The sequence below is a fragment of the Roseobacter phycocola genome, from assembly GCF_042055075.2.
Lineage (GTDB): Bacteria > Pseudomonadota > Alphaproteobacteria > Rhodobacterales > Rhodobacteraceae > Roseobacter.
On sequence record NZ_CP194010.1, the window covers coordinates 2,751,712 to 2,774,869 of the forward strand.

The window sequence follows — 23,158 nt, forward strand, 5'->3', positions numbered from 1 at the left end:
CGGAATATCCTCAGGCGGCACCGTGATCCTGTTCGAGGTGCAGCTTCATATCGATCAGAACCTGCTGCAACAGCGTCGTTTCCTTGAGCAGCCGCTTGGCTTCATTGACGGTGATTTTGCCGTCTTCCATTGACTGCTGATACTCGCCCATGAGCATCGCAAACCGCTGGCTGAGCGCGATCACGTCGCTGTTCACGCCACCCGGACGTTCAGAATTGGGCCGGCGCTCATCGTACTGCAAAGATGTCCCCGACAGCTCCGCCAGCGCGCCTGTCACATGCGGGTACCGCGCGGCCTGCTCCAGCAGAGCAACCGTCTCGATGGGCATGTACCGGTCCGCATGTTCGTCGTGATCGGAATAGTACCGCCCCAGTGTCGCCTTGGACTTGCCGGTGACACGGCACGCCTGTTCGATACCGACGTCTTTCACCAGAGCTTCGGTGTGTTTTTTCAGGTAGCGCCCGATCGCAGTCATTGAGTCTTCTCCCGTGGCCGGTCACGTGGTTCAGATGCCGGATAGATACTTGCGTTCTCCCATTAATCGGATGTCAGGGAAATGTCATTTATAAAAGCACACCCGCGTGTTTTGGGGGGTAATGAGTGGCCGGCGATCCCGCAGCTGGTTTTTTGGTAGGAGCCGCGCTGCGCTCTGTTGTGACGGGAAAACAGTCCGGCCCCCGCCGGATATTGCGCAGCCGCTCCCTTCAACGCCCCTGAGGCGCTTGCGACCGGTAATACTGCGGCTTATCAAGCCGCATGGCCAAACTGTACTTTCACTACTCCACAATGAATGCCGGCAAGTCGACGGTGCTGCTGCAGGCCGCGCACAACTACCGCGAACGGGGCATGGAAACATACCTGCTGACCGCGCGGTTTGATAACAGGGCCGGCAAGGGCAGAATCGCGTCCCGGATCGGCATTGGCGAGCCGGCGGACACATTCGGGCCAGAGGACAATCTGTTTGATCTGATCGCGCAGCGCCTTAATGCGGGTCCGGTTGCCTGCGCCTTTGTGGATGAGGCACAGTTTCTGAGCAAGGATCAGGTGTGGCAGCTCGCTCGGGCCGTTGATGACCTGCATATTCCGGTGATGTGTTTCGGGCTGCGCGTCGATTTCCGGGGAGAGCTTTTTCCAGGCTCAGCCACGCTTCTCGCCCTGGCCGATGAAATGCGTGAGGTCCGCACCATCTGCCACTGCGGCAAAAAAGCCACCATGGTGGTCCGCCAGGACGCGGACGGCAATGCACTGCGTGACGGGGCGCAGGTACAGATCGGCGGCAATGAAACCTATGTGTCACTCTGCCGCCGCCACTGGCGCGAGGCGGTCGGCGACGGCGCCTAAACTGCGTTGGGCAGTGGATTCCCGTCGAAAAACGCAATCAGGTTATTCACGCTCATGAGGCCCATGTCCTCGCGCACCTCCAGCGCTGCGGTGCCGATATGGGGCAGCAGAACCACGTTCTCCAGCGCTTTCAGTGCGTCCGGGACCTCAGGCTCAAATTCATAAACATCCAGCCCCGCTCCGCCGATGCGCCGCTGCTGAAGTGCCTCGATCAGGGCGGTTTCCTGCACCACATTGCCACGCGCAATATTGATCAGATGCGCATGCGGCTGCATGGCCGCCAGAACCTCTGCATTGATCAGATGGTTTGTTTCTGCTCCGCCCGGCACTGCCGTGACCAGCACATCGACCTGACCTGCCAGCGCCAGCAGGCTGTCCGCCCGGGCCGCCGGAAAATCGAGCTGTTTTTCCGACCGGCTGTGATAGGCGACCTGCATGTCAAAGCCAAAATGACAGCGCCGCGCAATCGCTTGACCGATACGACCCATTCCGACAATGCCAACCGTTTTACCGCTGAGATGCATCCCCAGAAGCTGCGTCGGATGCCAGCCTTCCCAGGTGCCCGCGCGGACAATCCGTTCACCTTCACCCGCCCGGCGCGCGCTCATCAGCATCAGCGTCATGGCGGTGTCTGCAGTGGCATCCGTGACCGCACCCGGCGTATTGGATACTGCTATACCCGCCGCCTTTGCTGCATCCGTGTCGATATGGTTGTAGCCCACGCCAAAGTTAGCCAGCAGCCGGCAGCGCGCATCCGGTACAGCCGCAAAAATATCGGCGTCATAGAGATCACCGAGGGTCGGGACCACCGCGTCATACTCCCTGAGCGAAGCCAGCATTTCATCGCGGCTGAGCGGGCCGGTTTCCGGCCGGACAGTCAGCTCAAAACGCGCGCGGGCGGCGGCCTGTACCGTTTCAGGCAGCGGGCGGCTCATAAAAACACGGGTCAATGCATCCGCCCTCCGTCCGGGACGTCGTGATCCGGGCTGATCAGCACAATGCCACCTTCGCTGTCAGACACGCCAAGCAGCAGAACCTCCGACATGAACGGGCCGATCTGGCGTGGTGGAAAATTCACGACCCCCATCACCTGGCGCCCCACCAGCTTTTCCGGTGTGTAATGCGCCGTGATCTGCGCAGAGGTTTTCTTCTCTCCAATCTCCGGGCCAAAGTCGATCCAGACCTTGATTGCGGGTTTGCGGGCTTCGGGGAAAGGTTCCGCCCTCAGCACCGTTCCCTTGCGGATATCTACCGCCATGAAGTCATCGAATGTGATCTCAGCCATTTGCCAGTTCTCTTGATCTTTCTGTTGCGGCCCGGACCGCGCGTTTCATCAGCGCGGGAAAGCCGTTCTCTTCGTCCATCAGCACTTCGAGCGCCGCCTGTGTCGTCCCGTTTGGAGAGGTGACGTTGATCCTAAGCTGATCCGGACCGACATCAGCAGCCTGGGCCAGCGCGCCGGCGCCCGCGACCGTAGCTGTGGCCAGCCGCATCGCCAGCTCCGGCGGGAGGCCTTCGGCGGCACCCGCCGCGGCAAGCGTTTCGATCATATGGAACACATAGGCCGGGCCTGACCCGCTGACGCCCGTCACCGCATCAATGTCAGCCTCCGCTTTGACGCGCACGACCTCGCCGACCGCAGACAACAGCTCTTCAGCCTCGGACAGTGACGCTTCACCTGCTGCGCTGTTGCCGGCAATGGCGGTGATCCCTTTTGATATCGCCGCCGGCGTGTTCGGCATCGCGCGGACAACAGGTGTGTCAGCCCCAAGGATGCTCTCGAAGTAGTCGATCGTGATCCCGGCGGCGACACTGACAAAAACAGTACTGCCGCCGCCCATCGCCTGCAGACGGGGCAGTGCATCTGCCATCATCTGTGGTTTGACCGCGACCAGGACAACCGCGGGTGCCGGAGGCAGTTCGCCGTTCAGAGCCACCCCGGTGCTTTGCAGCCAGTCAGATGGGTAGGGATCGATCACACTGACCGAAGCGGCCGGAAGGCCCCTGCTCAGCCAGCCTTCCAGCATGGCCGAGCCCATTTTTCCACAGCCCAGCAGGACCAGTCCCTGTTGTGCAATCCGGCTGTTTTCCATGTGTCCCCCCGCGAATGATCTGGGGGTCAGGTTTACGCGCGGCCGTACGCCTCTGCAATGGCCACCTGCAGGGCCTCGGCGGGCGTCTGATCCCCCCAAGCCAGCAGCTGCATCGCCGGGTAATACCGCTCGGCGCTCATCACAGCGGCCCGGATCATCGTATCGATCTGATCTGCGGACGCCACATGGCCGCCGGACAGCACGAGGCCATAGCGGTACACCATGAGTTTCTGTTCTTCCCAGTATGTAAAGGCCCCGGCCCAGCACTGGTCATTGATATGGTTCAGCAGCTCAAAGGTCTGCGCCAGCTTGTCCTCGGGTGGTTCCATGTCAAACGTGCAGATCATACGCAGCGTTTCATCAAAGGCCGACCAGGCGAGTGTCAGTGAATAGGTGCGCCACTGCCCTTCGACGGCCATCGCAATCTGCTCGTCGGAAATCCGGTCAAAATCCCACTCATGGTGGGCAGCCAGATGTTCAACGATATCGATGGGGTGAATGTCTTCTTCCAGATACTGCTCGGACAGGGCCATAGGTACACCTCTTTTTTTCGCTCTGGCGATGGTGGCCTGATGGCCCCCAGGAACCAGGTGCCTGCGCTATGGATCGGGGCGATCCCCTCGACCCATACATGATATGGTGCTGTGCATGAGGCTCTGTGGCAACCCCTTTTCTTGCGGGTTAACACAATAAGTTGTGGATATCACAAAACAGGGCTCAAATTGTCCGCATCTGTTAAGACACGGACAAGCGGTAAAGGATTTGTTTACGGATCAGCGCGGCCCGGGCACGTTTCGGGCCGTCCGGCGTTACTTACCGGCTTCAAGCGCGTCGAGACGCGCACGCAGTGCTTCGTTCTCTTCGCGGGCTTTCTGCGCCATGCTGCGCACCGCGTCGAACTCTTCGCGTGTCACAAAATCACGGTCCGCGAGCCAGCGGTCGACGAGGCTTTTCATCGCGGTTTCGGCTTCTTCGCGCGCGCCCTGCGCCACGCCCATCGCGTTGGTCATCAGCTGAGAAATGTCGTCGAACATTTTGTTGCGCGTCTGCATCGTGTCTCTCCGTGTCGGTGTCCTTCCTATATGGGCCTGATCGGCCTGCGCTGCAAGGTTGACTTCCCTGGCGCGGCGCGGGCAATTGGGCGTCATGCAAGCTGTCCTCCCGTTTCCGGAGATCTCGCCGGAGATTTTTTCCATCAGCCTTTTTGGCTTTGACTTTGCGCTGCGCTGGTATGCGCTCGCGTATATCGTCGGCATCGTCATCGGCTGGCGTCTGGTTGTCTCTGCCCTGCGGCGCCCTGCGCTCTGGCCGGAAGAGACGCCACCCGCCACAGACCGCCAGATCGAAGACCTGCTGACCTGGGTGATCATCGGCGTCATTCTGGGTGGCAGGCTGGGATATGTCTTTTTCTACCAGCGCGACTACTATCTGGCGCACCCGGGCGAGATTCTCGCCGTGTGGCAGGGCGGCATGGCTTTTCACGGTGGGCTGCTGGGCGTGATCACCGCTGCGTTTCTCTATGCTTGGAAACATGCGCTGCCCCGCCTGAGCCTCGCAGATGCAATTGCGATCGGGGTACCGCCAGGTCTGCTGCTGGGCCGGCTAGCGAATTTCATCAATGGTGAGCTCTGGGGTAGGCCCACAGATCTGCCCTGGGGCGTCGCCTTTCCCGGTACGGATGCACGGAACTGCCCGGATGTTGTGGGGCTCTGCGGTCGTCATCCCTCGCAACTCTATGAAGCAGGTCTTGAAGGACTTTTGCTGGGCGCTGTGCTGCTCTGGCTTGTGTGGCGTTCTGGCGCGCTCAGGCGGCCGGGTCTCATTGCCGGTGTCTTTTTCGCCGGCTACGGGCTCTCCCGTTTCCTGGTGGAATTCGTACGCCAGCCGGATGCTCACTTCGTTGCACCCGGCAACCCGCTGGGGCTCGCCTGGCATGTGGGCGGCTGGGGGCTGACGATGGGCCAGATCCTGTCCGCACCTATGATCCTTGCCGGCCTTTGGCTGATCCTGCGCGCAGGACGCGCCCGGTGAACCTGCGGGAAAAACTGGTGGCCCGCATCGCGGCACAGGGACCGATGACTGTGGCCGAGTATATGCAGGAATGCCTGCTGCACCCGACCGCCGGATACTACACGACACAGGAACCTTTCGGGACAGACGGGGATTTCATTACGGCCCCGGAGATCAGCCAGATGTTCGGGGAACTGATCGGCCTGTGCCTCGCTCAGACGTGGATAGATCAGGGGCAGCCCGCGTCCTTTACCCTGGCCGAGGCAGGCCCCGGCCGCGGCACACTGATGGCCGACATCCTGCGGGCGACCGGACAGGTGCCGGGTTTCGGCGCAGCAGCACAGGTCGTGCTGATCGAGGCGTCCGAGCGGCTGCGTCAGGTTCAGCGCGAGACGCTGCCCGACGCGGAGCCAATATTCATCGAAACCCCGGATGACCTGCCGGACGCCCCGCTCTATCTGGTGGCAAACGAGTTCTTCGATGCACTGCCCGTGCGCCAGTTTCAGCGCGGCGAACACCACTGGCACGAGCGTATGGTCGGGCTGAGTGAAGATGATCTGAGTTTTGGCCTTGGTCCGGAAACGCCCCAGCCCGCGCTTGCAGACCGGCTGGCCGATACAGAACCGGGAAACCTGGTTGAATACCGCCCTGCTGCCGCACCCACTGTTGATGCGATCGGGCAACGGATTACAGCTCATGGCGGTGCTGCGCTGATCATCGACTACGGCGACTGGCGCAGTCAGGGGGATACACTGCAGGCGCTGCAGGATCAGAAACCGGCAGACCCGCTTGCGTCACCCGGCAAAGCTGACCTGACCGCGCATGTGGACTTTGAAGCTCTGTTTGCCGCCGCGCCCTGTGCCTGCTCGAAACTGACGCCTCAGGGCGTATTTCTGGAACGCCTTGGGATCACGGCCCGCGCGCAGGCGCTTGCCGCCGGGCTGAGCGGCGCCGCGCTTGACCAGCACATCGCTGCACATCGCCGCTTGACGCATCCGGCGGAAATGGGAAACCTGTTCAAGGTTCTTGGCCTTTTCCCGCATGGCAACAGCCCTCCGCCCGGACTGGACGTATGACGCTTGAAGTACTGACCTCTGACATTCTCGGCGACACACGCCACGGTTTCTTCACCCGCCGTGGTGGTGCGTCCTCCGGCGTTTTTGCCGGTCTGAACTGTGGAACAGGCAGTTCGGATCAGTCAGAAATTGTGGCTATTAACCGCGCCCGGGTTGCCGGTGCGATGCAGGTGCCACCGGAGCATCTGGCAGGGGTGCATCAGGTTCACTCGGCAGATGTTGTCGTTGTAAACGAACCGACGACGGACAGACCCCGCGCCGACGGGCTGGTCACCCGGACGCCGGGTATCGCGCTTTCCGTTCTCACCGCAGACTGCCAGCCCGTCCTTTTCGCGGACCCTTCTGCCGGGGTCATCGGGGCCGCACACGCAGGCTGGCGTGGCGCGCTGGATGGCGTTCTCGAAGCCACCATTGACGCGATGATCGGTCTTGGTGCCGCGCGCGAAGCAATCCGCGCCGTCATAGGGCCCTCAATTTCGCAGGCAGCTTATGAGGTCGGCCCGGAGTTTTTTGATACCTTCATGGCAGAGGGTGACGAAAACGCGCGGTTTTTCGCGGGGGGATCCGGTGACCGTTTTCAGTTTGACCTGCCTGCCTATGGCCTGCACCGCCTGCGCACTGCAGGTATTGGCGAAGCCGAATGGACGCGCCACTGCACCTATGCAGATGCGGACCGGTTTTATTCATACCGCCGCAGCACGCATGCAAAAGAAGCAGACTACGGCCGGCTCATCGCCGCGATAACGCTCTGAAAAAGCACCGATCCGGGCAACAATCTGGCAGATCGTGCCCGGAAATTGCCGCAGATCACCTGAACAATCGGATGATTTTCCTGCCATTGTCCCTGCCGCCGCCAGCCAGAACTGAATTTTCTCAATAGATTCAATTTTCTGCGTATTTTCTGATAATTGCGGCAATTCGTCCAAAATTGCAGCGAAACAATCTGATTTATTGTTGATTTTTTTTACCACCGGTCAAATTCCGGCCCGATTGACCGGGCAATTTAAGGGTCAACAAGAGGCAAAAAGGCCCAATCGCAGATAATCGAGCAGGACACGACGATGAAAAGAAACGCACGTTTTACTAAATCGGTCGTCAGGACAACATCGGCATCAGACCCCGATATGCCCTGGCACCGCGGCATCCGCCGGGCGGATTTCATTGCGCGTCGCAAGCAAGAGCAGACCCCGACGCGGGTATCTGCCTGAAACTCCCCTCTGCCCCAACAGAGGTTTTACTGTCGACAGAAACCCTCCTGCGTCGAATCGCAGGAGGGTTTTCTTATGCGCACTCAAATGTGACGCCGCCTGCCGGGATCGGGAAACAAAACACCTGCGCTGCCCGGACTGACATTCGTCAAGGAACAATTAACGCTGATTTTTGACAGATTGAGAGATGATACCCCATTCTGAAGCCACCCTGTACACGAAAGAACTGTAAATTGTCCTTTCCGTGATCGTCGGTGGGGGCCGGCACGGGATGTGACCAACCGTTAAAAGGTGATCGCATGACCCTGACCCCCCATTCTGTTACCCTGGGGCACACAGCTGGCAATCTGACGCAAAGCGCACCCGGTGCCCGCGTTGTCGATATCTCGGCCCTGCGCGAGGACGGCAGCACTGTGATCGGTCAGCGGCGCATCCCCTCTCATCCGGTATTTGATGCAGCCTTTTCGGCCTTTGCACAGGGCACACTGATACAGACAGAAAACGGGCAGTCTGCGGTGGAGGATCTGCACCCTGGTGACAGGGTTCTGACCTCGGACGGTCAGCACACAGAAGTGACATGGATCGGGTCAGCATCCTTTTCTCCGTCGCAGGGAATGGCCAGGATGCCGCTGACACGGATCATGGCGGGAAGCTTCGGCGTCAGCCGTCCGGACAGTTTCATCAGCCTCGGTGGAGGAGCCCGTCTTCTGCAGGCACAGCCCGGCACGGCGCGTGCGCGCGAAGGTCAGCAGGTTCTGACACCGGCCAGGGCTTTTGTTGACGGGGTCAATGTCATCGAAATGTCACCGCCCACGCCTGTGCGCCTCTTTCATATCGGGCTGCGCCGGCATGCGGCGATTGTTGCCGCCGGGCTTGAGGTTGAGAGCTATCACCCAGGCCAAAATCCGCTGCAGTATATGTCTCCGACACTGAGCAGCGTTTTCATGTCCCTGTTTCCGCATGTCAGCACGCTCACCGATTTCGGTCCGCTGCGCCTGATGCGTGTCCCGGATGAAAACGGCGACCTGACAGCCGCCTAATCGCCGGAAGCGAGCCGCTCTTCGAGTACATCAAACGGAACGCCGGGCTCATCCTTGGCACCGCGGATGACCAGTGAGGTTTTCACACTGGCCACGTTTGGTGTGGTCAGCAACTCGCCGGTCAGAAATTTCTGAAAACTCGACAGATCGGGCGCTGCACACTTGAGGATGAAATCAACCTCGCCGTTGAGCATGTGGCACTCGCGCACCAGCGGCCATGCCCGGCAGCGTTCCTCAAAGGCGGACAGATCAGCCTCCGCCTGGCTGGCCAGACCGACCATTGCAAATACCTGAACCTCAAAACCCAGTTCGCGCGCATCAACCTCGGCGTGATATCCGCGAATATATCCTGCTTCCTCAAGTGTTCGCACACGACGCAGACAGGGAGGAGCAGATATGCCAACACGTTTGGCCAGCTCAACGTTGGTCATGCGACCATCAGCCTGCAGTTCTGCCAGAATTTTTCGATCAATCGGATCCAGACGTGTTCCGGCCATGAGTCCCCCGCTTTATTTTGCGGAAGTTATAACAGCCCCGAAGCTACGCGCAACAATGTTTCGCAACCACGCAACATTCTTTCACACATGTCACTGTGCCTGATAGCGAACCTGTGACCGTGGCCAAGACAGCAGGGGTTTAAGACCCGACGTGTGAACTGTATATCGGGTCTGCTACACAGTGTCAGATTCTCGGGGGATGCAATGGGCGACACACGGAAGACACGCGTTCTGATCATCGGATCAGGTCCGGCCGGCTATACAGCAGGCGTTTACGCCAGCCGCGCCATGCTGGAACCCATTCTGGTGCAGGGAATTGAGCCTGGCGGGCAACTGACCACAACCACCGAGGTGGAGAACTGGCCCGGCGACACGGAAGTTCAGGGCCCCGACCTGATGGTGCGCATGGAAGCCCATGCCTCGGCGATGGGCACGAAGATCATCGGCGACATCATCAACGACTTGGACCTCAGCAAGCGCCCCTTTGTGGCAACCGGCGACAGCGGCACGACATACGTGGCCGATGCCGTGATCCTTGCGACCGGCGCCCGCGCGAAATGGCTGGGGCTGCCGTCCGAAGAAAAGTTCAAGGGCTTTGGCGTTTCGGCCTGTGCGACCTGTGACGGCTTTTTCTATCGCGGCCAGGAAATTGTTGTCATCGGGGGCGGCAATACCGCTGTGGAGGAAGCGCTTTTCCTGACCAACTTTGCGTCCAAAGTGACGTTGATTCACCGTCGTGATGAGCTGCGTGCCGAAAAAATCCTCATCGACCGGCTTATGAAAAACCCCAAAATCGAACCTCTGTGGTTCCATGAACTCGAAGAAGTGGTCGGCACGGACGCGCCGCTTGGCGTGGAATCTGTGCGCGTGAAGCACACAAAGACCGGCGAAATCACCGAAATTCCTGCCAAAGGTGTCTTTGTCGCCATCGGTCACGCACCTTCAAACGAGTTGGTGAAAGACGTACTGGAAACCCATATGGGCGGCTACGTAGTGACCAAGCCGGACAGCACTGAGACGTCGATCCCTGGTGTTTTCGCAGCGGGAGACCTGACAGACCACAAATACCGTCAGGCTGTGACATCAGCCGGTATGGGGTGCATGGCGGCCCTTGAGGCAGAGCGTTTTCTGGCCGAGAACGAAAACGGGGAAACCGCCGTTCTGACCGACAGCGCCGCGGAATAATCCTCACTACCGGCGCGCCGGTGTTGCGTGCGTACGGTGGGTTAAGCCACTCCCAACCCTCCAGCGGGATAAAGCATAACGTGTCCACCCGGACGCGTTGCTTTTCTGAATGCTGCGAGGTTCATCATGCCCACCCGTGCCGCCCTGTCTCACATTCCCGGCCCCCCGGTTCCGCCCGTGATCGGCCACACACTGACCATCGCGCGCGACAGCTATGGCACTCAGCAGGAATACATCCGCCGCTATGGCGATGTGTACAAAACGAAGATGCTGGGCGTCTGGCGGGTCAATTTGTGCGGGCCAGACGCGCTCGAATACGTTCTGATGGACCAGGAGAAAAACTTCTCCTCCGAAGGTGGATGGGACGCGCTGGCACGGATCTATCCGGGCGGACTGATCCTGCAGGACTTTGATCACCACCGGCAGAACCGCCGGATTATGAATGCGGCATTCCGGGCATCCGCCATCCGCGACTACCGCGAACGGATGGCCGAAACCATGGCCGAACTGCTGGCGACCTGGCCCAAGGACACACCGTTCTGTTTCTACACTGCGATAAAAGACCTTACCCTGCGTGTGGGTGGTGCTGTTTTCATGGGGCTGCCGCTCGACGGCGATCTGGCAAAGCAGATCAACCGCGCGATCACCGATGAGATCCGCGCCTCGGTAACGCCGATCCGTCAGGCGATCCCCTTTACGCCGATGTGGCACGGCGTGCGCGGGCGCGATTTTCTGCGGGAAACCTTCCGCACGATGATTCCGGAGCGGCGGGCCAAAGGTGGCGACGACTTCTTTTCGCAGATGTGCAATGCCACGGATGAGGACGGCAAGTCCTGGACCGAGGATGAGATCCTCAACCAGTTCAACCTGCTGATCATGGCCGCGCATGATACAACCGCCACGTCACTGTCTGTTATGATGGCAGCACTCGGCACACATCCTGACTGGCAGATGCGGCTGTCGCGTGAGGTCGCAGCACTCGGCAGCGGGCCGCTGGACGAAGACGCGCTGAAGTCGATGACCGAAACGGACAAAGTGTTCCGTGAAGCATTGCGGCTGGTGCCGCCCGTACCCTTTATTCCGCGCAAGGCTGTGCGCGATTTCCACTGGCATGGGTACGACATTCCCGCCGGAACATCGCTTGCGCTCAACCCCGGTGTGACGATGCTGTCGCCCGAACTCTACACCAATCCGACCGAATTCGACCCGGACCGGTTTTCGCCTGAGCGCGCCGAAGACCAGAAGCACCGGTTCGCCTGGACCCCGTTTGGCGGCGGTGCTCACAAGTGTATCGGCATGCATTTTGCCCGAATGCAGGTGAAGCTTTTCATCGCGACGCTGCTGCGCGATCACCAGCTTGAACTGCCCAACGGTGCGCCGGAATGGCAGCGGATGCCGATCCCGAAACCGAAAGGCGGTCTGCCGGTTGTTCTGCGCCAGCAGGCTCAGCTCAGGCTGGTGGCCTGACCTGTGGACGGAAAAGTCACCTGCCCGGACATCACCACAGCCCCGGAACCACTGACCTCGACGCCCGAAATGGCCGTAGGTTCGCCAAGCACCCGGACCTGCGCCCGGCCCGGGCGGCCCATGCCATCACCCTGCGCGGCGGTGAATTCCGGCCCTGGTATATGACCTCCCGCCCAGAGGTAAGCCGCCATCGCACCGGTCGCTGAGCCCGTGAAAGGGTCCTCGGGCGGGCTGGGCGGCGCGATCAGCAGGCGGCTCATCGTATCACTGCCAGGCGGTGTGTCCTGCAGCGTGACCCAGAATGGCTCCATCATATCCACGCCCGGCTGGCCCAGATGATCGGCGAAGCGGCGCAGCGCTTGGGCATCCATCTGCAGACTGTCCAGTACAGCCCGGTTCTTTAACAGAGTGATGCAGAACGGCAGGCCGGTTGAGACGATGCGCGGCGGCGCGATGATGTCCTGCGATGCGATCCCGCCAACTGCCGCAACAATATCTGCGGGGACGTCATCACCGAACTGCGGTGCAATCTGTGTCATGCGCACCCGGTTGCCCTGCACCGAAACCGGCACATTCCCTGCCAGCGTTTCCAGCACAAGATCGCCATCCCCGATCAGACCGCGCGCGCGCAGCGCCACAACTGTTGCAACCGTCGGATGGCCGGCAAAGGGGATCTCGCGGCTGGCCAGAAAATAGCGCACACGCAGATCTGCAACCTCTGACGGGCCGGTGAAGGTGCACTCGACAAGCGATGTTTCACGCACATAGGCCATGCACATATCATCCGGCAGTCCCGCGCCTTCATGCACCACTGCACATCCGTTGCCGCCGAAAGGGACCTCCGAAAAGGCATCGACCCAATCAAAATCAAACTGCATGCTGCGCTCCGTCAAAAAAGGCCGCAGAATACTGCGGCCCTTTCAGAATTCATCGCTTTGTCACCCGCGTCAATGCACGGCAACGGGTGCATAATCGTTCTGTCGTGCAAGCTGAAAGGCAAGCTTGCGATCCGCGACGAGGGCCAGTTGCTGACCTTCTGCGTCATGCACCGCATAAAGATGCTCAAAACCCTCAACCTGTCCCTGCACTTCATCAGGCAGTTCAGCCACATGCACCGTCTTTACATAGACGATACGGCTTTCTTCGGGCGTCGCGTCAAATGCTTCGGTCATATCTTACCCTTTCCTGATGCTGATCGTCTGAACAATTTTTTCCGGGCGCGCGCGTGTCAGATCCACGTGCAGCAAACCATTTTCCATAACGGCCTCGCCGACATCCACGCCATCCGCGAGCACGAAGCTGCGCTGAAACTGGCGTGATGCGATGCCACGGTGCAAAAACACCCGGCCCTCACTGTCGTCGGACTGCCGACCCCGGATGACCAGCTGACGGTCCTCAACGGTGATAGACAGGTCTTCTTCTGCGAAACCGGCAACCGCCAGTGTGATGCGGTAAGAAAAATCAGATGTCTGTTCGATGTTAAAAGGCGGGTAGCCTTCGTTCCCGGACTTTGCGGTGCGTTCCAGCAACCGCTCCAGCTGCTCGAACCCGAGCATATGGGGATAGGATCCCAGCGTCATTTTCGTCATGCGACACGTCCTTTTTGGTCAAGCGACAGTCTGTGAGGCGCCCCGTTCCGGCGACACCTGCATAGAATATGGGGAGCAAGCCGGGATGACGCAAGGGCTAGGCGGTTCGCCCCTGACACCTTATGTTATGTGCACCGCAGCTTTGGAATCAGACCTTTATGAATGCGCCCTCTGATCTGTCGATGAAAACCGATGAGGTGCTCCGCGTGGAGCTCGAGGTTTTCCGGCGCGAGCACCGGGATCTGGACGAGGCAATCCACGCTCTTGTGGACAAAGGCGTCAGCGATCAGCTCACGCTGCAGCGCCTGAAAAAGCGCAAACTCCGCCTCAAGGACCTGATCGCGCAGATCGAGGACAGACTCACGCCGGACATCATTGCCTGACCCCCGGTTTTGGCTATAGTGCCGCTTCGCAAGTTACGGGCGAAAGGGCCTTTTTCATGACAACTGTCTCTGTCGGGATCATTATGGGCAGCCAGTCGGACTGGCCGACAATGTCGGAGGCCGCAGACGTTCTCGACGAACTGGGTGTCCCCTACGAAAAGCGCATTGTTTCAGCACACCGGACACCGGACCGGTTGTGGGATTATGGCAAAACAGCAGTGGATCGTGGTCTGCAGGTCATTATTGCAGGTGCGGGCGGTGCGGCGCATCTGCCGGGCATGATGGCCTCCAAAACCCGTGTCCCCGTCATCGGCGTGCCGGTGCAGACACGCGCCCTTTCGGGTGTCGATTCGCTCTATTCCATTCTGCAGATGCCGCGGGGCTACCCTGTTGCGACGATGGCCATCGGTGCCGCAGGGGCAAAGAACGCGGGCCTGATGGCCGCTGGTATTCTGGCCCTGCACGATGACGCCCTGGCCCGGCGGCTGGACGACTGGCGGGCCGCGCTGTCCGCGTCCATTCCGGAGGTCCCGACAGATGACTGAACCGCTGCTGACGGGTGCTGTAATCGGTATTCTGGGCGGCGGCCAGCTGGGCCGCATGCTGTCTGTAGCGGCAGCACGCCTCGGCTTCCGCACCCATATCTTTGAGCCTGGCGCAGGTGCGCCTGCGGGTCACGTCTCCGAAACAGTCACGACCGCCGCCTATGATGACGCGGACGCGCTGCGCGCCTTTGCCGCCAGCGTCAGTGTGGTTACCTATGAGTTCGAGAACATTCCCACAGACGCCCTTGATATCATCGAAGAAATCGTGCCGATCCGACCCGGACGCGAAGCCCTGCGCATCAGCCAGGACCGGCTGACAGAAAAGACGTTTCTGCAGGATCTGGGGCTCCAGGTCGCCCCTTTCGCGGATGTGACAGGCCCCGAAAGCCTCGCCGACGCCGTGGCGGCCATCGGGACACCGTCGATCCTGAAAACACGGCGGTTTGGCTATGACGGCAAAGGTCAGGCACGCCTGAAGTCGTCTGAAGATACCGGCAACGCCTGGAATGACATGGCGGGACAGCCGGCGATCCTGGAGGGGTTCGTCGACTTTTCACACGAAGTCTCAGTGATTGCCGCCCGTGGTGCGGACGGTGAAGTCGCCTGTTTTGATCCGGGCGAAAACGTGCACCGCGACGGCATTCTGCACACCACAACGGTGCCCGCCCGTCTCAGCGCGGCACAACGGACAGATGCTGTTCTGATGGCCGCACGCATCCTGAACGCACTGGATTATGTCGGTGTGCTGGGCGTGGAGCTTTTTGTGACGCCCGGTGGTCTGATTGTGAATGAGATCGCACCGCGGGTTCATAACTCCGGTCACTGGACACAAAACGGCTGTGCCGTGGATCAGTTCGAACAGCACATCCGCGCCGTGGCCGGATGGCCCCTCGGGGATGGCATGCGGCACTCCGACGTCGTGATGGAAAACCTGATCGGTGACGACATGGACAGGGTACCGCAGATCGCCCGCGAGCCATCAGCAGCACTGCACCTTTATGGTAAGGCAGAAGTCAAAGCGGGCCGGAAGATGGGCCACGTCAACCGCATCTCTGCCTGACAGTACCGGCGTCAGGTCAGCAGACGCGCGCCAAGTTCGCCCGAAAGATAGGTAAACCGGCCGCCGGCAATTGTAGCGGCAACCCTGCGGGATTTGTCGTCCAGAATGACGATGTCGGCGCGCTTTCCTGCAACAAGGCTGCCCCTGTCCTCAAGGCCAAGTGCCCGTGCGGGCCCTTCGGAGACAAGCGACCAGGCGCCGGCAAGGTCCGTCATCCCGGTGTCCGCCAGCATCAAAGCGGCGCGGCGCGGGCTGGGATAATGGTAGTCCGAGGCCAGCACATCACAGAGCCCCATAGCCACCAGTTCAACTGCACTGACATTGCCTTTGTGTGATCCGCCGCGCACAACGTTCGGTGCCCCAAGGACCACCGTCGCCCCGGTGGACTGTGCCGCTTCGGCGGCCTCCATCGTTTCCGGGAATTCAGCAAGCATGGCCCCCCGATTGTGCCAGGTATCGCGGCCCGCAGCAGTGTTATCATCGTGGCTGCCCATCCGGACATTCATCGCCGCAAGCCTGGGGCAGAGGCGGTCCAGCGCTGCAGGCACTTCATCCCTGCGGGCATGCAGGGCTAGCAGCATTTCAAAATGATCATCCGGATTGCGCCCGGCCTTCAGAGCCTGGCCGGTCAGGCGCGGCGGTCTGCGGCCTTCTGACAGACGGTCATGCGGCAGGTGGTCGTTAAAGACCACATAGTCGATCCCCCAGTCCCGTATCCGGTCCGGCAAGTCATCATAAAGGTCGAGCAGGTGCATCTCGAGGCGCAGCTGTGCGCGGATATCCGTGTCCAGCGTGGGGGCTGTATCCCTGATAGCCTCAAATACTTTGGCCGCAAATTCCGGCCCGCGAACGCCGCCTTCCCAGCTGACAAACTGCGCCAGAACACCTGTCGTGATCCCGTTCGCCGCAAGCTCAGCCGCCGTCGCCACGAGACCTTCGGACATCTGCTTCATCGCACCACGGCGGGGCGCCAGATGGCGTTCAAAACCGTCACCGTGCAGATCAATAATGCCGGGCAGAACCGTGAAACCGCTCAGATCAGCGGCCCGGCCTGTTGTTTCGCTGACGATTTCGCCGTCGGCAAAGGACAGGGTTTCGCGCACCAGACCATGGGGCCGCAGCACCTGTGCGTTTTTCAGATCAAGGTTTACCAATGACTGTGCCCACCCCCGGCACGCAGCTGCCATCGGGGCAGCCGAGCTGTCCCAGTACAGCATCGAGCCAGCTTAGAGAATGATCAAATTCGCCCGTGCTCAGAAATGCAACGGTCTGCGCAATGACGCGCGGGTTGTTCATCATGAAGGTATGCGTGACCGGCAGAACGATGTGATCCCGCATGCCGGACACCCTTGTGGAAGCGACCGACACCTTCCCGTCATCGCGCCCTGGCAAAAGGGAGGAAAAATATGGATTGAGAGACTGATCCCCGGCAATCACGCCGAGCGGAAAATTCACAGGTGGCAGATTGCGCGGCAGCGAGTCCGGCCCGGTGCCCAGCTGGGCTCCTGCCGGGCCGTTGATCCAGTCAAACGCATCGATGTCATCCAGTGCGTCGACAAGCTCGCTTCCCTGATTGGGGGGGGCCAGCATAACCACTCGGCCGATTGCAGCATCCGGATTGGCTTTCGCCCACTGCCGCACCAGGATGCCGCCCATGGAATGGGTCACAAAATCCACGGTATTGCGCGGCCCGCAGGCTGACACGGCATCCGGGACTGTGCGCTGCACCAGTTCTTCAACCTCTGCGGTGGTCGAAGGGTATCCGGGCCTGACAACCTCGTACCCTTCAGCGGCCAGCGCCGTCTCCATCAGTGCGAATGAGAGTTCCGTCCGCGCAAGGCCATGTAAAAGCACCACGCAGCGCGCCTGCACCGGTGCAGCCAGGCCCCAGAACAGCGATACAGCAATCAAAAGAACACTCAGGTGTTTCATGGCCATTGAGATAGGTGCATTCGCTTCAGTACAAAAGAATGACGTAACGCTAAAGTGCGGAGTATAGCCGGAATGCCCTCAAAATCACCACGCGTCGCTGTCCGCGCCATCATCGTTCATGACGGTCACCTGCTTTTGGTGAACGCCTGGCCGGACGGGAAAAGTGATCTGATGTGCGCCCCGGGCGGCGGCGTGGAGACGGGCAGCAGCCTGCCCGAGAACCTGGCCCGTGAAGTGTACGAAGAGACCGGCCTGCGCATTGAAGTGGGCGCGCCGTGCATGGTCAATGAATTCCACGATCCGCGTATCGGCTTCCACCAGGTGGAGATATTTTTCCGGTGCAGCATTGCGGGCAATGCGAACATCAGCAGCGAGTGGCGTGACCCCGAGAAAATTGTTGACCGCCACATCTGGGTGACTGAAGCGCGGTCGGAAACGGTACGGGTGAAACCGGATGGCCTGAAGGCAATTGCTTTCGCGCAGCCTGGCGCCGTCACCTACGACCCGCTTGAGACGATCGTGATGTGACCGCGAACGCGATGCCGCCAAGGACCAGCATTGCAGCCACGGCCACCTTACCGGAGACCGGTTCCCCAAGCACAAGCGCACCTCCGATGATCGCGATGACCGGCACGCTGAGCTGAACCACCGCGGCGGCGGTCTGTTGGAGGTCCGGCAGGACCCGGTACCAGAGCGCATATCCCAGCCCGGAGGTCAGCCCGCCACAGATAAGCGCGAGAAGATAACCGCCCGCGGTCACGTTTCTGTCCGGTGCCAGCAGAAAAACCAGCATGACCGGCAGGCAGAGCAGGAAATTTGCACCGGTCATGGCGACCGGATCGGAAGCGGCCCGGCCTGATATCGTATACACGGCCCACCCCAGCCCTGCGAGGACCATGAAAATGGCTCCCGCCACATCGGTGGATGCTCCGCCTGCAGGCCACAAAACCAGAAACAGCCCCCCGAAGGCAATTGCGGCACCTGTCATCTGTCGCCCCGTCGGCTGCCGGCCGGTGACCGCGCTGTGTGCAAACATTGCAATTTGCACGACGCCAAACAGGATCAGCGCGCCAAGACCCGCATCAAGGGTCAGATAAGCCAGCGAAAACCCGATCATATAAACCGCGAGGCTGAGAGCACTGGTCGCACGTTGTCGCGGGCTGAAGGTCACTGGCTTTCCGCCGACCCTCAGGATCACTGACAGAACGGCGGCACCGGCGAACACCCGCAGAAGCGCAAAGCTGTAGGGGTCGGATGCACCGGTGTCGACTGCGAGCCGTGTCAGCAGGGAATTGGAGGCAAAGGCCACCATGGTGATCATGGTCAGCAGACAGAGGCGCATAGCCCCCATTAGCGGCTCGCGGACCTGTGGCCAAGCGGATTTAACGAAGCGGCATCAGCGGTGCCGCGAAATTGAAGATATTCTATGGATTTTATTGCGGCAGAACGACCTGCACCCGCGTTCCGCGATCATCTGAGGGTGCGCTCAGAGAAATGGAACCGCCGTAGCGCAGGGCAATCTTTCGCGCGATCGCCAGCCCCATACCACTGCCTTCGACTTCATCACGGGGGCGCAGTGTTGTCATCGCATCCATAACCTGACCGCGGAAGTTTTCGGGAATTCCAGGCCCATCGTCTGTAACGGAAAGCATAACGTTTGCTTTTTCCCTGTGTGCCGAGACGATGATTTTGCCCGCCGCGCGATCGTGATGCTTGACTGCATTGGATATCAGCGCAGTGAGCAAAGTGAGAATGTCCCGTTCACCGATGTGCAGATGCGTACAGTCAAACGCGCGTACAAGCCGGAAACCTGCGGGCAGGATGACTTCATCCAGCACTTCGTCCAGCACTGCCGCCAGGTCTGCATGAACCATCTCCTGCATGCGGCCGACGCGCGAAAAAGCGAGCAGATCAACCAGCATACGGTCCAGCCGGCCGGTGTGACGGTTCATCAGTTCGATGTTTCTGCCAACCGGGCCATCCATTTTCACGCCCGCTTCTGACAGATCTTCTTCAATCCACTGGGGCAGTTCAATCAGGGCCCTGACAGAGTTCCGCACATCATGGCTGATCAGATAGACGAAGTCTTCAAACTCACGGGATGTCGGCGGACCGACTTCAGGCATCGCTTTGCCCCCACTGTCAGAAACCGGATCAGGATTATGCATGGACTGGACCTTTAAGTGTACTGCGCGGGTGGTGGTACCAGTCAGCTTTGAATACCAGGTTAACGCAGGCCTCATGACAAAAATCCTGCGCAGGCAACGCTCCGTAAACCTGATGGCCTTAAACGGATCAGGCTCATGTCTGATCCTCACGGCACCGGATCGGACAGCAGATCGCTGCAAAGAACGGAGGAAAACTGATGAGCGAACAACTGGATGACGCGACTTTTCTGCTGGTCGACGATGACCAGATCAGCATCCTTTCGCTTCAGCGGGCAATGCGTAAACTTGCAATTGCCAACCGCACTCTTGTTGCTCACGACGGGCAGGAAGCCCTCGATATTCTGGAGACCGAGGCAGATTCAGCCGGCGGATCACTGCCTCCGTTTATTGTGGCTCTTGATATCAACATGCCGCGGATGAACGGGATCGAGTTTCTTGACGCCCTGCGCAGGAAGCCCGAACTGAAGAACATTGTCGTTTTCCCGTTTGCTTCCAACGGCAAAATCCGTGACGCGCTGGCGCCTTATCGCCCACATGTCGCCGGACATCTGTGCAAGGACAACCCGCGTGAAAGCCTGTTCGCAGCTCTGAGCAAACTCGGCGGCGGGCCTGCTTCCCAACAGGCAATTGCCTGAACCAGAACCGGCAGACACAATCAAAAAGGGCCCACCAAAAAGGCGGGCCCCGTAATAGTCTGTTTGCCTGGCTGGCTTACATCATGCCGCCCATGCCGCCCATGTCGGGCATACCGCCTGCGGGTGCAGCACCTTCTTTCGCCGGCTTGTCAGCAACCATCGCTTCTGTTGTGATCAGCAGACCTGCAACAGATGCCGCATCCTGCAGTGCAGTCCGCACAACCTTGGCAGGGTCGATCACACCAAAGGCAAACATGTCGCCGTACTCTTCGGTCTGAGCGTTGAAACCGTAGGTCACGTCAGAGCTCTCACGGACTTTGCCCGCAACAACCGCACCGTCAACACCAGCGTTCTCAGCGATCTGACGCAGCGGCGCCTCGATGGCCTTGCGCACGATGTTGATACCGACGTTCTGGTCGTTGTTGATGCCTTCGACGCCGTCCAGTGATTTGCCGGCCTGCACCAGAGCAACACCACCGCCGACAACAACGCCTTCCTGAACAGCGGCACGGGTCGCGTTCAGAGCATCGTCCACACGGTCCTTGCGCTCTTTCACTTCGACTTCTGTCATGCCGCCAACGCGGATCACGGCAACACCGCCTGCCAGTTTGGCAACGCGTTCCTGCAGTTTCTCTCGGTCGTAGTCAGATGTGGTTTCTTCGATCTGAGTGCGGATCTGAGCAACACGCGCTTCGATCTCGGCTTTCTCGCCAGCACCATCAACGATTGTTGTCTCGTCCTTGGTGATCTGCACTTTCTTGGCCGAACCCAGCATGTCCATTGTCACGGACTCAAGCTTCATGCCCAGATCTTCGGAGATAACCTGACCGCCTGTGAGGATCGCGATGTCCTGCAGCATGGCTTTGCGGCGATCGCCGAAGCCCGGTGCTTTAACAGCTGCGATTTTCAGACCGCCACGCAGTTTGTTCACAACCAGAGTTGCCAGCGCTTCGCCTTCAACGTCTTCTGCAATGATCAGCAGCGGTTTCTGCGACTGGATGACCTGCTCCAGCAGCGGCACCATGGGCTGCAGCGAAGACAGTTTCTTTTCGTGCAGCAGCACGATGCAGTCTTCCAGCTCTGTGGTCATTTTGTCTGCGTTGGTGACAAAGTAGGGGCTCAGATAGCCGCGGTCGAACTGCATGCCTTCGACGACGTCTGTCTCTGTTTCCAGACCTTTGTTTTCCTCGACGGTGATCACACCCTCGTTGCCGACTTTCTGCATCGCGTCTGCGATCTGCTGGCCGATTTCAGCTTCGCCGTTTGCGGAGATGGTACCGACCTGTGCCACTTCGGCGCTGTCACTCACTTCACGGGACGCGGATTTGATCGCTTCGACAACTTTGGATGTCGCCAGATCAATACCACGCTTGAGGTCCATCGGGTTCATGCCTGCGGCAACCGACTTCATGCCTTCCTTGACGATGGCCTGAGCCAGAACAGTCGCGGTTGTTGTACCATCGCCTGCTTCGTCGTTGGTGCGGCTGGCCACTTCCTTGACCATCTGCGCGCCCATGTTCTCGAACTTGTCCTCGAGATCAATCTCTTTGGCCACGGAAACACCGTCTTTGGTGATGCGCGGTGCGCCGAAGGATTTGTCCAGAACCACGTTGCGGCCTTTCGGGCCGAGGGTCACTTTGACCGCGTCTGCCAGAACGTTCACGCCGCTCAGCATACGGTTACGGGCATCTGTGTCGAATTTGACGTCTTTTGCCATCTTGTTTTCTCCTCTTGGGAAATATCAGTTTGAAATCAGCGAAGGATCAGAGCAGCGGATGCGCTTACTCGATGATCCCCATGATGTCGCTTTCTTTCATCATCAGCAGTTCTTCGCCGTCGAGCGTCACTTCTGTGCCGGACCATTTGCCGAACAGAATTTTGTCGCCGGGCTTCACAGCCATTTCGATCAGCTCGCCGCTGTCTTTACGGGCGCCTGCACCGCAAGCCACCACTTCGCCCTCGGAGGGCTTTTCTTTCGCGCTGTCGGGGATGATCAGTCCGCCAGCAGTTTTCTCTTCGCTTTCCGTGCGGCGTACCAGCACGCGGTCATGAAGCGGTTTCAATGCCATCTTTGCAGCTCCTTGAGGCTCAAAGTTTCTCCCATTCAGAGCCACCGCACCATTTCAGCGGCGGCCCGTTATCACTCTCTTACGGTGAGTGCTAACGGCGCATAGCTAAGGAAGCCTCCCCGGGGTGTCAACCAGAGGCATCGCAAAATTTTTATGAATCTTTCCAGCAGGTTTCAGCCGGACCCCAGAACGTCAGCAGAGGCCTCCGCCGCCGTCGCACCAGCCGGGGTCAGCCCGTAAATTCCTGTTTCAACACGCTCAAACCAGCCGTAGTGGTCATCCGCCATCATCCGTGTCGCACGGGGAACACCCGTTTCGCGCGCCACATCTGCGCCCTTACTGGCGCCTGCTTCGAACAGATAAAGCGCAAGTTTCAGTGCATCCTGACGGTAGGCTGTCACCAGACCGCGGCGCGTCTGACCACCCTCATTCGGATCGCCCTGACGCCGGGCGAACTCCCGCAGCAGAGCACCCTGACGTTTTGCCGACTTCCGCGGGCGATAGGGTCCGGGGTCGCAATGTACTTCGACAAGGTTATCAGACAGGCGGACAGTCATCAGACCAAGACCAAGCCGGCGCGCCATGGCAGTGTTCTCTTTCAGCGCTCTGGCGAACCGTTTGCCGGGCTGACGCGCGACAGCAAGGTACACATCGTCCGTCACGGACTGGCGCGCTATACACTGATGAAACAAAGCGAGTGAAAATCCGAGCTTCAGCTCCACAATGACCGGTGGCTCGCCCCCGCGCACCGCGACAACATCCGCAGCACCGACCTCTGACTTCACGACATAGCCCTGCTCCTCCAGAAAGGTTTTTACAGGCGGATAGAGTTCTGTTTCGCTTGATTTCGTCACAACTGC

General features: G+C 59.8%; 30 protein-coding genes. 12 read left to right on the top strand and 18 right to left on the bottom strand.

What is annotated here, in order from left to right:
- Positions 1-10 precede the first annotated feature (10 nt).
- On the bottom strand, positions 11-475 hold the full coding sequence (locus tag AB4K19_RS13485) for a hypothetical protein (protein WP_375228844.1): 465 nt from the start codon (positions 473-475) through the stop codon (positions 11-13).
- Positions 476-756: 281 nt separating this feature from the next.
- Between AB4K19_RS13485 and AB4K19_RS13490 the strand changes: the two genes are divergently transcribed.
- On the top strand, positions 757-1,341 hold the full coding sequence (locus AB4K19_RS13490; RefSeq protein ID WP_436397964.1) for a thymidine kinase: 585 nt from the start codon (positions 757-759) through the stop codon (positions 1,339-1,341).
- Here the strand turns inward: AB4K19_RS13490 and AB4K19_RS13495 are convergent.
- The 5 genes from AB4K19_RS13495 to AB4K19_RS13515 form a co-directional block, all read right to left on the bottom strand.
- Positions 1,338-2,276 carry a 2-hydroxyacid dehydrogenase gene (locus tag AB4K19_RS13495; protein WP_375230895.1) on the bottom strand — a complete coding sequence of 313 codons (939 nt, stop codon included), beginning with the start codon at positions 2,274-2,276 and terminating at the stop codon, positions 1,338-1,340. The two genes, AB4K19_RS13490 and AB4K19_RS13495, sit on opposite strands and share 4 nt — an antisense overlap.
- An 11-nt stretch (positions 2,277-2,287) precedes the next feature.
- Positions 2,288-2,626, bottom strand: coding sequence for a tRNA-binding protein (locus AB4K19_RS13500; protein ID WP_436397965.1), 339 nt, complete (start codon positions 2,624-2,626; stop codon positions 2,288-2,290).
- Complete coding sequence (gene proC, locus AB4K19_RS13505) at positions 2,619-3,434, bottom strand: pyrroline-5-carboxylate reductase (RefSeq protein ID WP_436397967.1); 816 nt, start codon at positions 3,432-3,434, stop codon at positions 2,619-2,621. The genes AB4K19_RS13500 and proC overlap by 8 nt, the downstream gene beginning before the upstream one ends.
- Positions 3,435-3,466: 32 nt before the next feature.
- Positions 3,467-3,967 (bottom strand): YbjN domain-containing protein, encoded by a 501-nt coding sequence (locus AB4K19_RS13510; protein WP_375228846.1) that lies wholly within the window; start codon positions 3,965-3,967, stop codon positions 3,467-3,469.
- Between the two features lie 276 nt (positions 3,968-4,243).
- The gene (locus AB4K19_RS13515; RefSeq protein WP_375228847.1) at positions 4,244-4,486 is read right to left on the bottom strand and encodes an accessory factor UbiK family protein; all 243 of its coding nucleotides are present in this window, start codon (positions 4,484-4,486) and stop codon (positions 4,244-4,246) included.
- Positions 4,487-4,580: 94 nt separating this feature from the next.
- On the opposite strand from AB4K19_RS13515, the gene lgt reads away from it, so the two are divergent.
- The 3 genes from lgt to pgeF are packed head-to-tail and all read left to right on the top strand — an operon-like array spanning position 4,581 to position 7,272.
- Entirely contained in the window at positions 4,581-5,465 is an 885-nt protein-coding gene (gene lgt, locus AB4K19_RS13520) for a prolipoprotein diacylglyceryl transferase (RefSeq protein ID WP_375228848.1), read from the top strand.
- Positions 5,462-6,520, top strand: coding sequence for a class I SAM-dependent methyltransferase (locus AB4K19_RS13525; protein WP_375228849.1), 1,059 nt, complete (start codon positions 5,462-5,464; stop codon positions 6,518-6,520). The genes lgt and AB4K19_RS13525 overlap by 4 nt, the downstream gene beginning before the upstream one ends.
- Positions 6,517-7,272: a peptidoglycan editing factor PgeF gene (gene pgeF, locus AB4K19_RS13530; RefSeq protein WP_375228850.1), complete on the top strand. Its 756-nt coding sequence runs from the start codon at positions 6,517-6,519 to the stop codon at positions 7,270-7,272. The genes AB4K19_RS13525 and pgeF overlap by 4 nt, the downstream gene beginning before the upstream one ends.
- On the opposite strand, the gene AB4K19_RS13535 is transcribed toward pgeF, so the two are convergent.
- On the bottom strand, positions 7,204-7,491 hold the full coding sequence (locus AB4K19_RS13535; RefSeq protein ID WP_375228851.1) for a hypothetical protein: 288 nt from the start codon (positions 7,489-7,491) through the stop codon (positions 7,204-7,206). The two genes, pgeF and AB4K19_RS13535, sit on opposite strands and share 69 nt — an antisense overlap.
- A 536-nt stretch (positions 7,492-8,027) precedes the next feature.
- On the opposite strand from AB4K19_RS13535, the gene AB4K19_RS13540 reads away from it, so the two are divergent.
- A complete protein-coding gene (locus AB4K19_RS13540; protein ID WP_375228852.1) occupies positions 8,028-8,768 on the top strand; it encodes a Hint domain-containing protein in 741 nt (246 codons plus the stop codon).
- Here AB4K19_RS13540 and AB4K19_RS13545 read toward each other — a convergent pair.
- Positions 8,765-9,265 (bottom strand): Lrp/AsnC family transcriptional regulator, encoded by a 501-nt coding sequence (locus tag AB4K19_RS13545; protein ID WP_375228853.1) that lies wholly within the window; start codon positions 9,263-9,265, stop codon positions 8,765-8,767. The genes AB4K19_RS13540 and AB4K19_RS13545 overlap by 4 nt on opposite strands.
- Positions 9,266-9,469: 204 nt before the next feature.
- Between AB4K19_RS13545 and trxB the strand changes: the two genes are divergently transcribed.
- Positions 9,470-10,450, top strand: a complete 981-nt coding sequence (gene trxB, locus AB4K19_RS13550; RefSeq protein WP_375228854.1) for a thioredoxin-disulfide reductase — start codon at positions 9,470-9,472, stop codon at positions 10,448-10,450.
- A gap of 126 nt (positions 10,451-10,576) precedes the next feature.
- Positions 10,577-11,917, top strand: a complete 1,341-nt coding sequence (locus tag AB4K19_RS13555) for a cytochrome P450 (RefSeq protein WP_375228855.1) — start codon at positions 10,577-10,579, stop codon at positions 11,915-11,917.
- Here AB4K19_RS13555 and AB4K19_RS13560 read toward each other — a convergent pair.
- From AB4K19_RS13560 to AB4K19_RS13570, 3 genes are all read right to left on the bottom strand, one after another.
- On the bottom strand, positions 11,896-12,795 hold the full coding sequence (locus AB4K19_RS13560) for a PhzF family phenazine biosynthesis protein (RefSeq protein ID WP_436397974.1): 900 nt from the start codon (positions 12,793-12,795) through the stop codon (positions 11,896-11,898). The two genes, AB4K19_RS13555 and AB4K19_RS13560, sit on opposite strands and share 22 nt — an antisense overlap.
- Positions 12,796-12,864: 69 nt before the next feature.
- Positions 12,865-13,089 carry a DUF1150 family protein gene (locus tag AB4K19_RS13565; RefSeq protein WP_375228856.1) on the bottom strand — a complete coding sequence of 75 codons (225 nt, stop codon included), beginning with the start codon at positions 13,087-13,089 and terminating at the stop codon, positions 12,865-12,867.
- Positions 13,090-13,092: 3 nt separating this feature from the next.
- Positions 13,093-13,506 (bottom strand): Hsp20 family protein, encoded by a 414-nt coding sequence (locus AB4K19_RS13570; RefSeq protein ID WP_375228857.1) that lies wholly within the window; start codon positions 13,504-13,506, stop codon positions 13,093-13,095.
- 158 nt (positions 13,507-13,664) lie between these two features.
- Between AB4K19_RS13570 and AB4K19_RS13575 the strand changes: the two genes are divergently transcribed.
- The 3 genes from AB4K19_RS13575 to AB4K19_RS13585 are packed head-to-tail and all read left to right on the top strand — an operon-like array spanning position 13,665 to position 15,494.
- A complete protein-coding gene (locus tag AB4K19_RS13575; RefSeq protein ID WP_436397976.1) occupies positions 13,665-13,889 on the top strand; it encodes a YdcH family protein in 225 nt (74 codons plus the stop codon).
- Between the two features lie 56 nt (positions 13,890-13,945).
- Entirely contained in the window at positions 13,946-14,434 is a 489-nt protein-coding gene (gene purE, locus AB4K19_RS13580; RefSeq protein WP_375228859.1) for a 5-(carboxyamino)imidazole ribonucleotide mutase, read from the top strand.
- Positions 14,427-15,494, top strand: a complete 1,068-nt coding sequence (locus tag AB4K19_RS13585; protein ID WP_375228860.1) for a 5-(carboxyamino)imidazole ribonucleotide synthase — start codon at positions 14,427-14,429, stop codon at positions 15,492-15,494. Before purE ends, AB4K19_RS13585 begins: the two co-directional genes overlap by 8 nt.
- Before the next feature lie 11 nt (positions 15,495-15,505).
- Here the strand turns inward: AB4K19_RS13585 and AB4K19_RS13590 are convergent, their stop codons facing one another.
- Together AB4K19_RS13590 and AB4K19_RS13595 are read right to left on the bottom strand one after the other, a co-directional pair.
- Positions 15,506-16,681, bottom strand: coding sequence for an alpha-D-ribose 1-methylphosphonate 5-triphosphate diphosphatase (locus AB4K19_RS13590; RefSeq protein ID WP_375228861.1), 1,176 nt, complete (start codon positions 16,679-16,681; stop codon positions 15,506-15,508).
- Positions 16,635-17,426 carry an esterase/lipase family protein gene (locus AB4K19_RS13595; protein ID WP_436399546.1) on the bottom strand — a complete coding sequence of 264 codons (792 nt, stop codon included), beginning with the start codon at positions 17,424-17,426 and terminating at the stop codon, positions 16,635-16,637. Before AB4K19_RS13595 ends, AB4K19_RS13590 begins: the two co-directional genes overlap by 47 nt.
- Positions 17,427-17,498: 72 nt before the next feature.
- Here AB4K19_RS13595 and AB4K19_RS13600 point away from each other — a divergent pair, with 72 nt between their 5' ends.
- Positions 17,499-17,954 (top strand): NUDIX domain-containing protein, encoded by a 456-nt coding sequence (locus tag AB4K19_RS13600; RefSeq protein WP_375228864.1) that lies wholly within the window; start codon positions 17,499-17,501, stop codon positions 17,952-17,954.
- On the opposite strand, the gene AB4K19_RS13605 is transcribed toward AB4K19_RS13600, so the two are convergent.
- Together AB4K19_RS13605 and AB4K19_RS13610 are read right to left on the bottom strand one after the other, a co-directional pair.
- On the bottom strand, positions 17,920-18,768 hold the full coding sequence (locus AB4K19_RS13605; RefSeq protein WP_375228865.1) for a DMT family transporter: 849 nt from the start codon (positions 18,766-18,768) through the stop codon (positions 17,920-17,922). The genes AB4K19_RS13600 and AB4K19_RS13605 overlap by 35 nt on opposite strands.
- Before the next feature lie 91 nt (positions 18,769-18,859).
- Entirely contained in the window at positions 18,860-19,594 is a 735-nt protein-coding gene (locus tag AB4K19_RS13610; protein WP_375228866.1) for a sensor histidine kinase, read from the bottom strand.
- A gap of 197 nt (positions 19,595-19,791) precedes the next feature.
- Here AB4K19_RS13610 and AB4K19_RS13615 point away from each other — a divergent pair, with 197 nt between their 5' ends.
- Positions 19,792-20,229 (top strand): response regulator, encoded by a 438-nt coding sequence (locus tag AB4K19_RS13615; protein ID WP_375228867.1) that lies wholly within the window; start codon positions 19,792-19,794, stop codon positions 20,227-20,229.
- Positions 20,230-20,305: 76 nt separating this feature from the next.
- Here the strand turns inward: AB4K19_RS13615 and groL are convergent, their stop codons facing one another.
- The 3 genes from groL to AB4K19_RS13630 all read right to left on the bottom strand — a co-directional run bounded on the left by groL (position 20,306) and on the right by AB4K19_RS13630 (position 23,152).
- Positions 20,306-21,946, bottom strand: a complete 1,641-nt coding sequence (gene groL / locus AB4K19_RS13620) for a chaperonin GroEL (protein WP_375228868.1) — start codon at positions 21,944-21,946, stop codon at positions 20,306-20,308.
- A 64-nt stretch (positions 21,947-22,010) separates the two neighbouring features.
- Positions 22,011-22,298 (bottom strand): co-chaperone GroES, encoded by a 288-nt coding sequence (locus AB4K19_RS13625; RefSeq protein ID WP_375228869.1) that lies wholly within the window; start codon positions 22,296-22,298, stop codon positions 22,011-22,013.
- 173 nt (positions 22,299-22,471) lie between these two features.
- Positions 22,472-23,152, bottom strand: a complete 681-nt coding sequence (locus tag AB4K19_RS13630; protein WP_375228870.1) for a DUF2161 domain-containing phosphodiesterase — start codon at positions 23,150-23,152, stop codon at positions 22,472-22,474.
- Positions 23,153-23,158 lie beyond the last annotated feature (6 nt).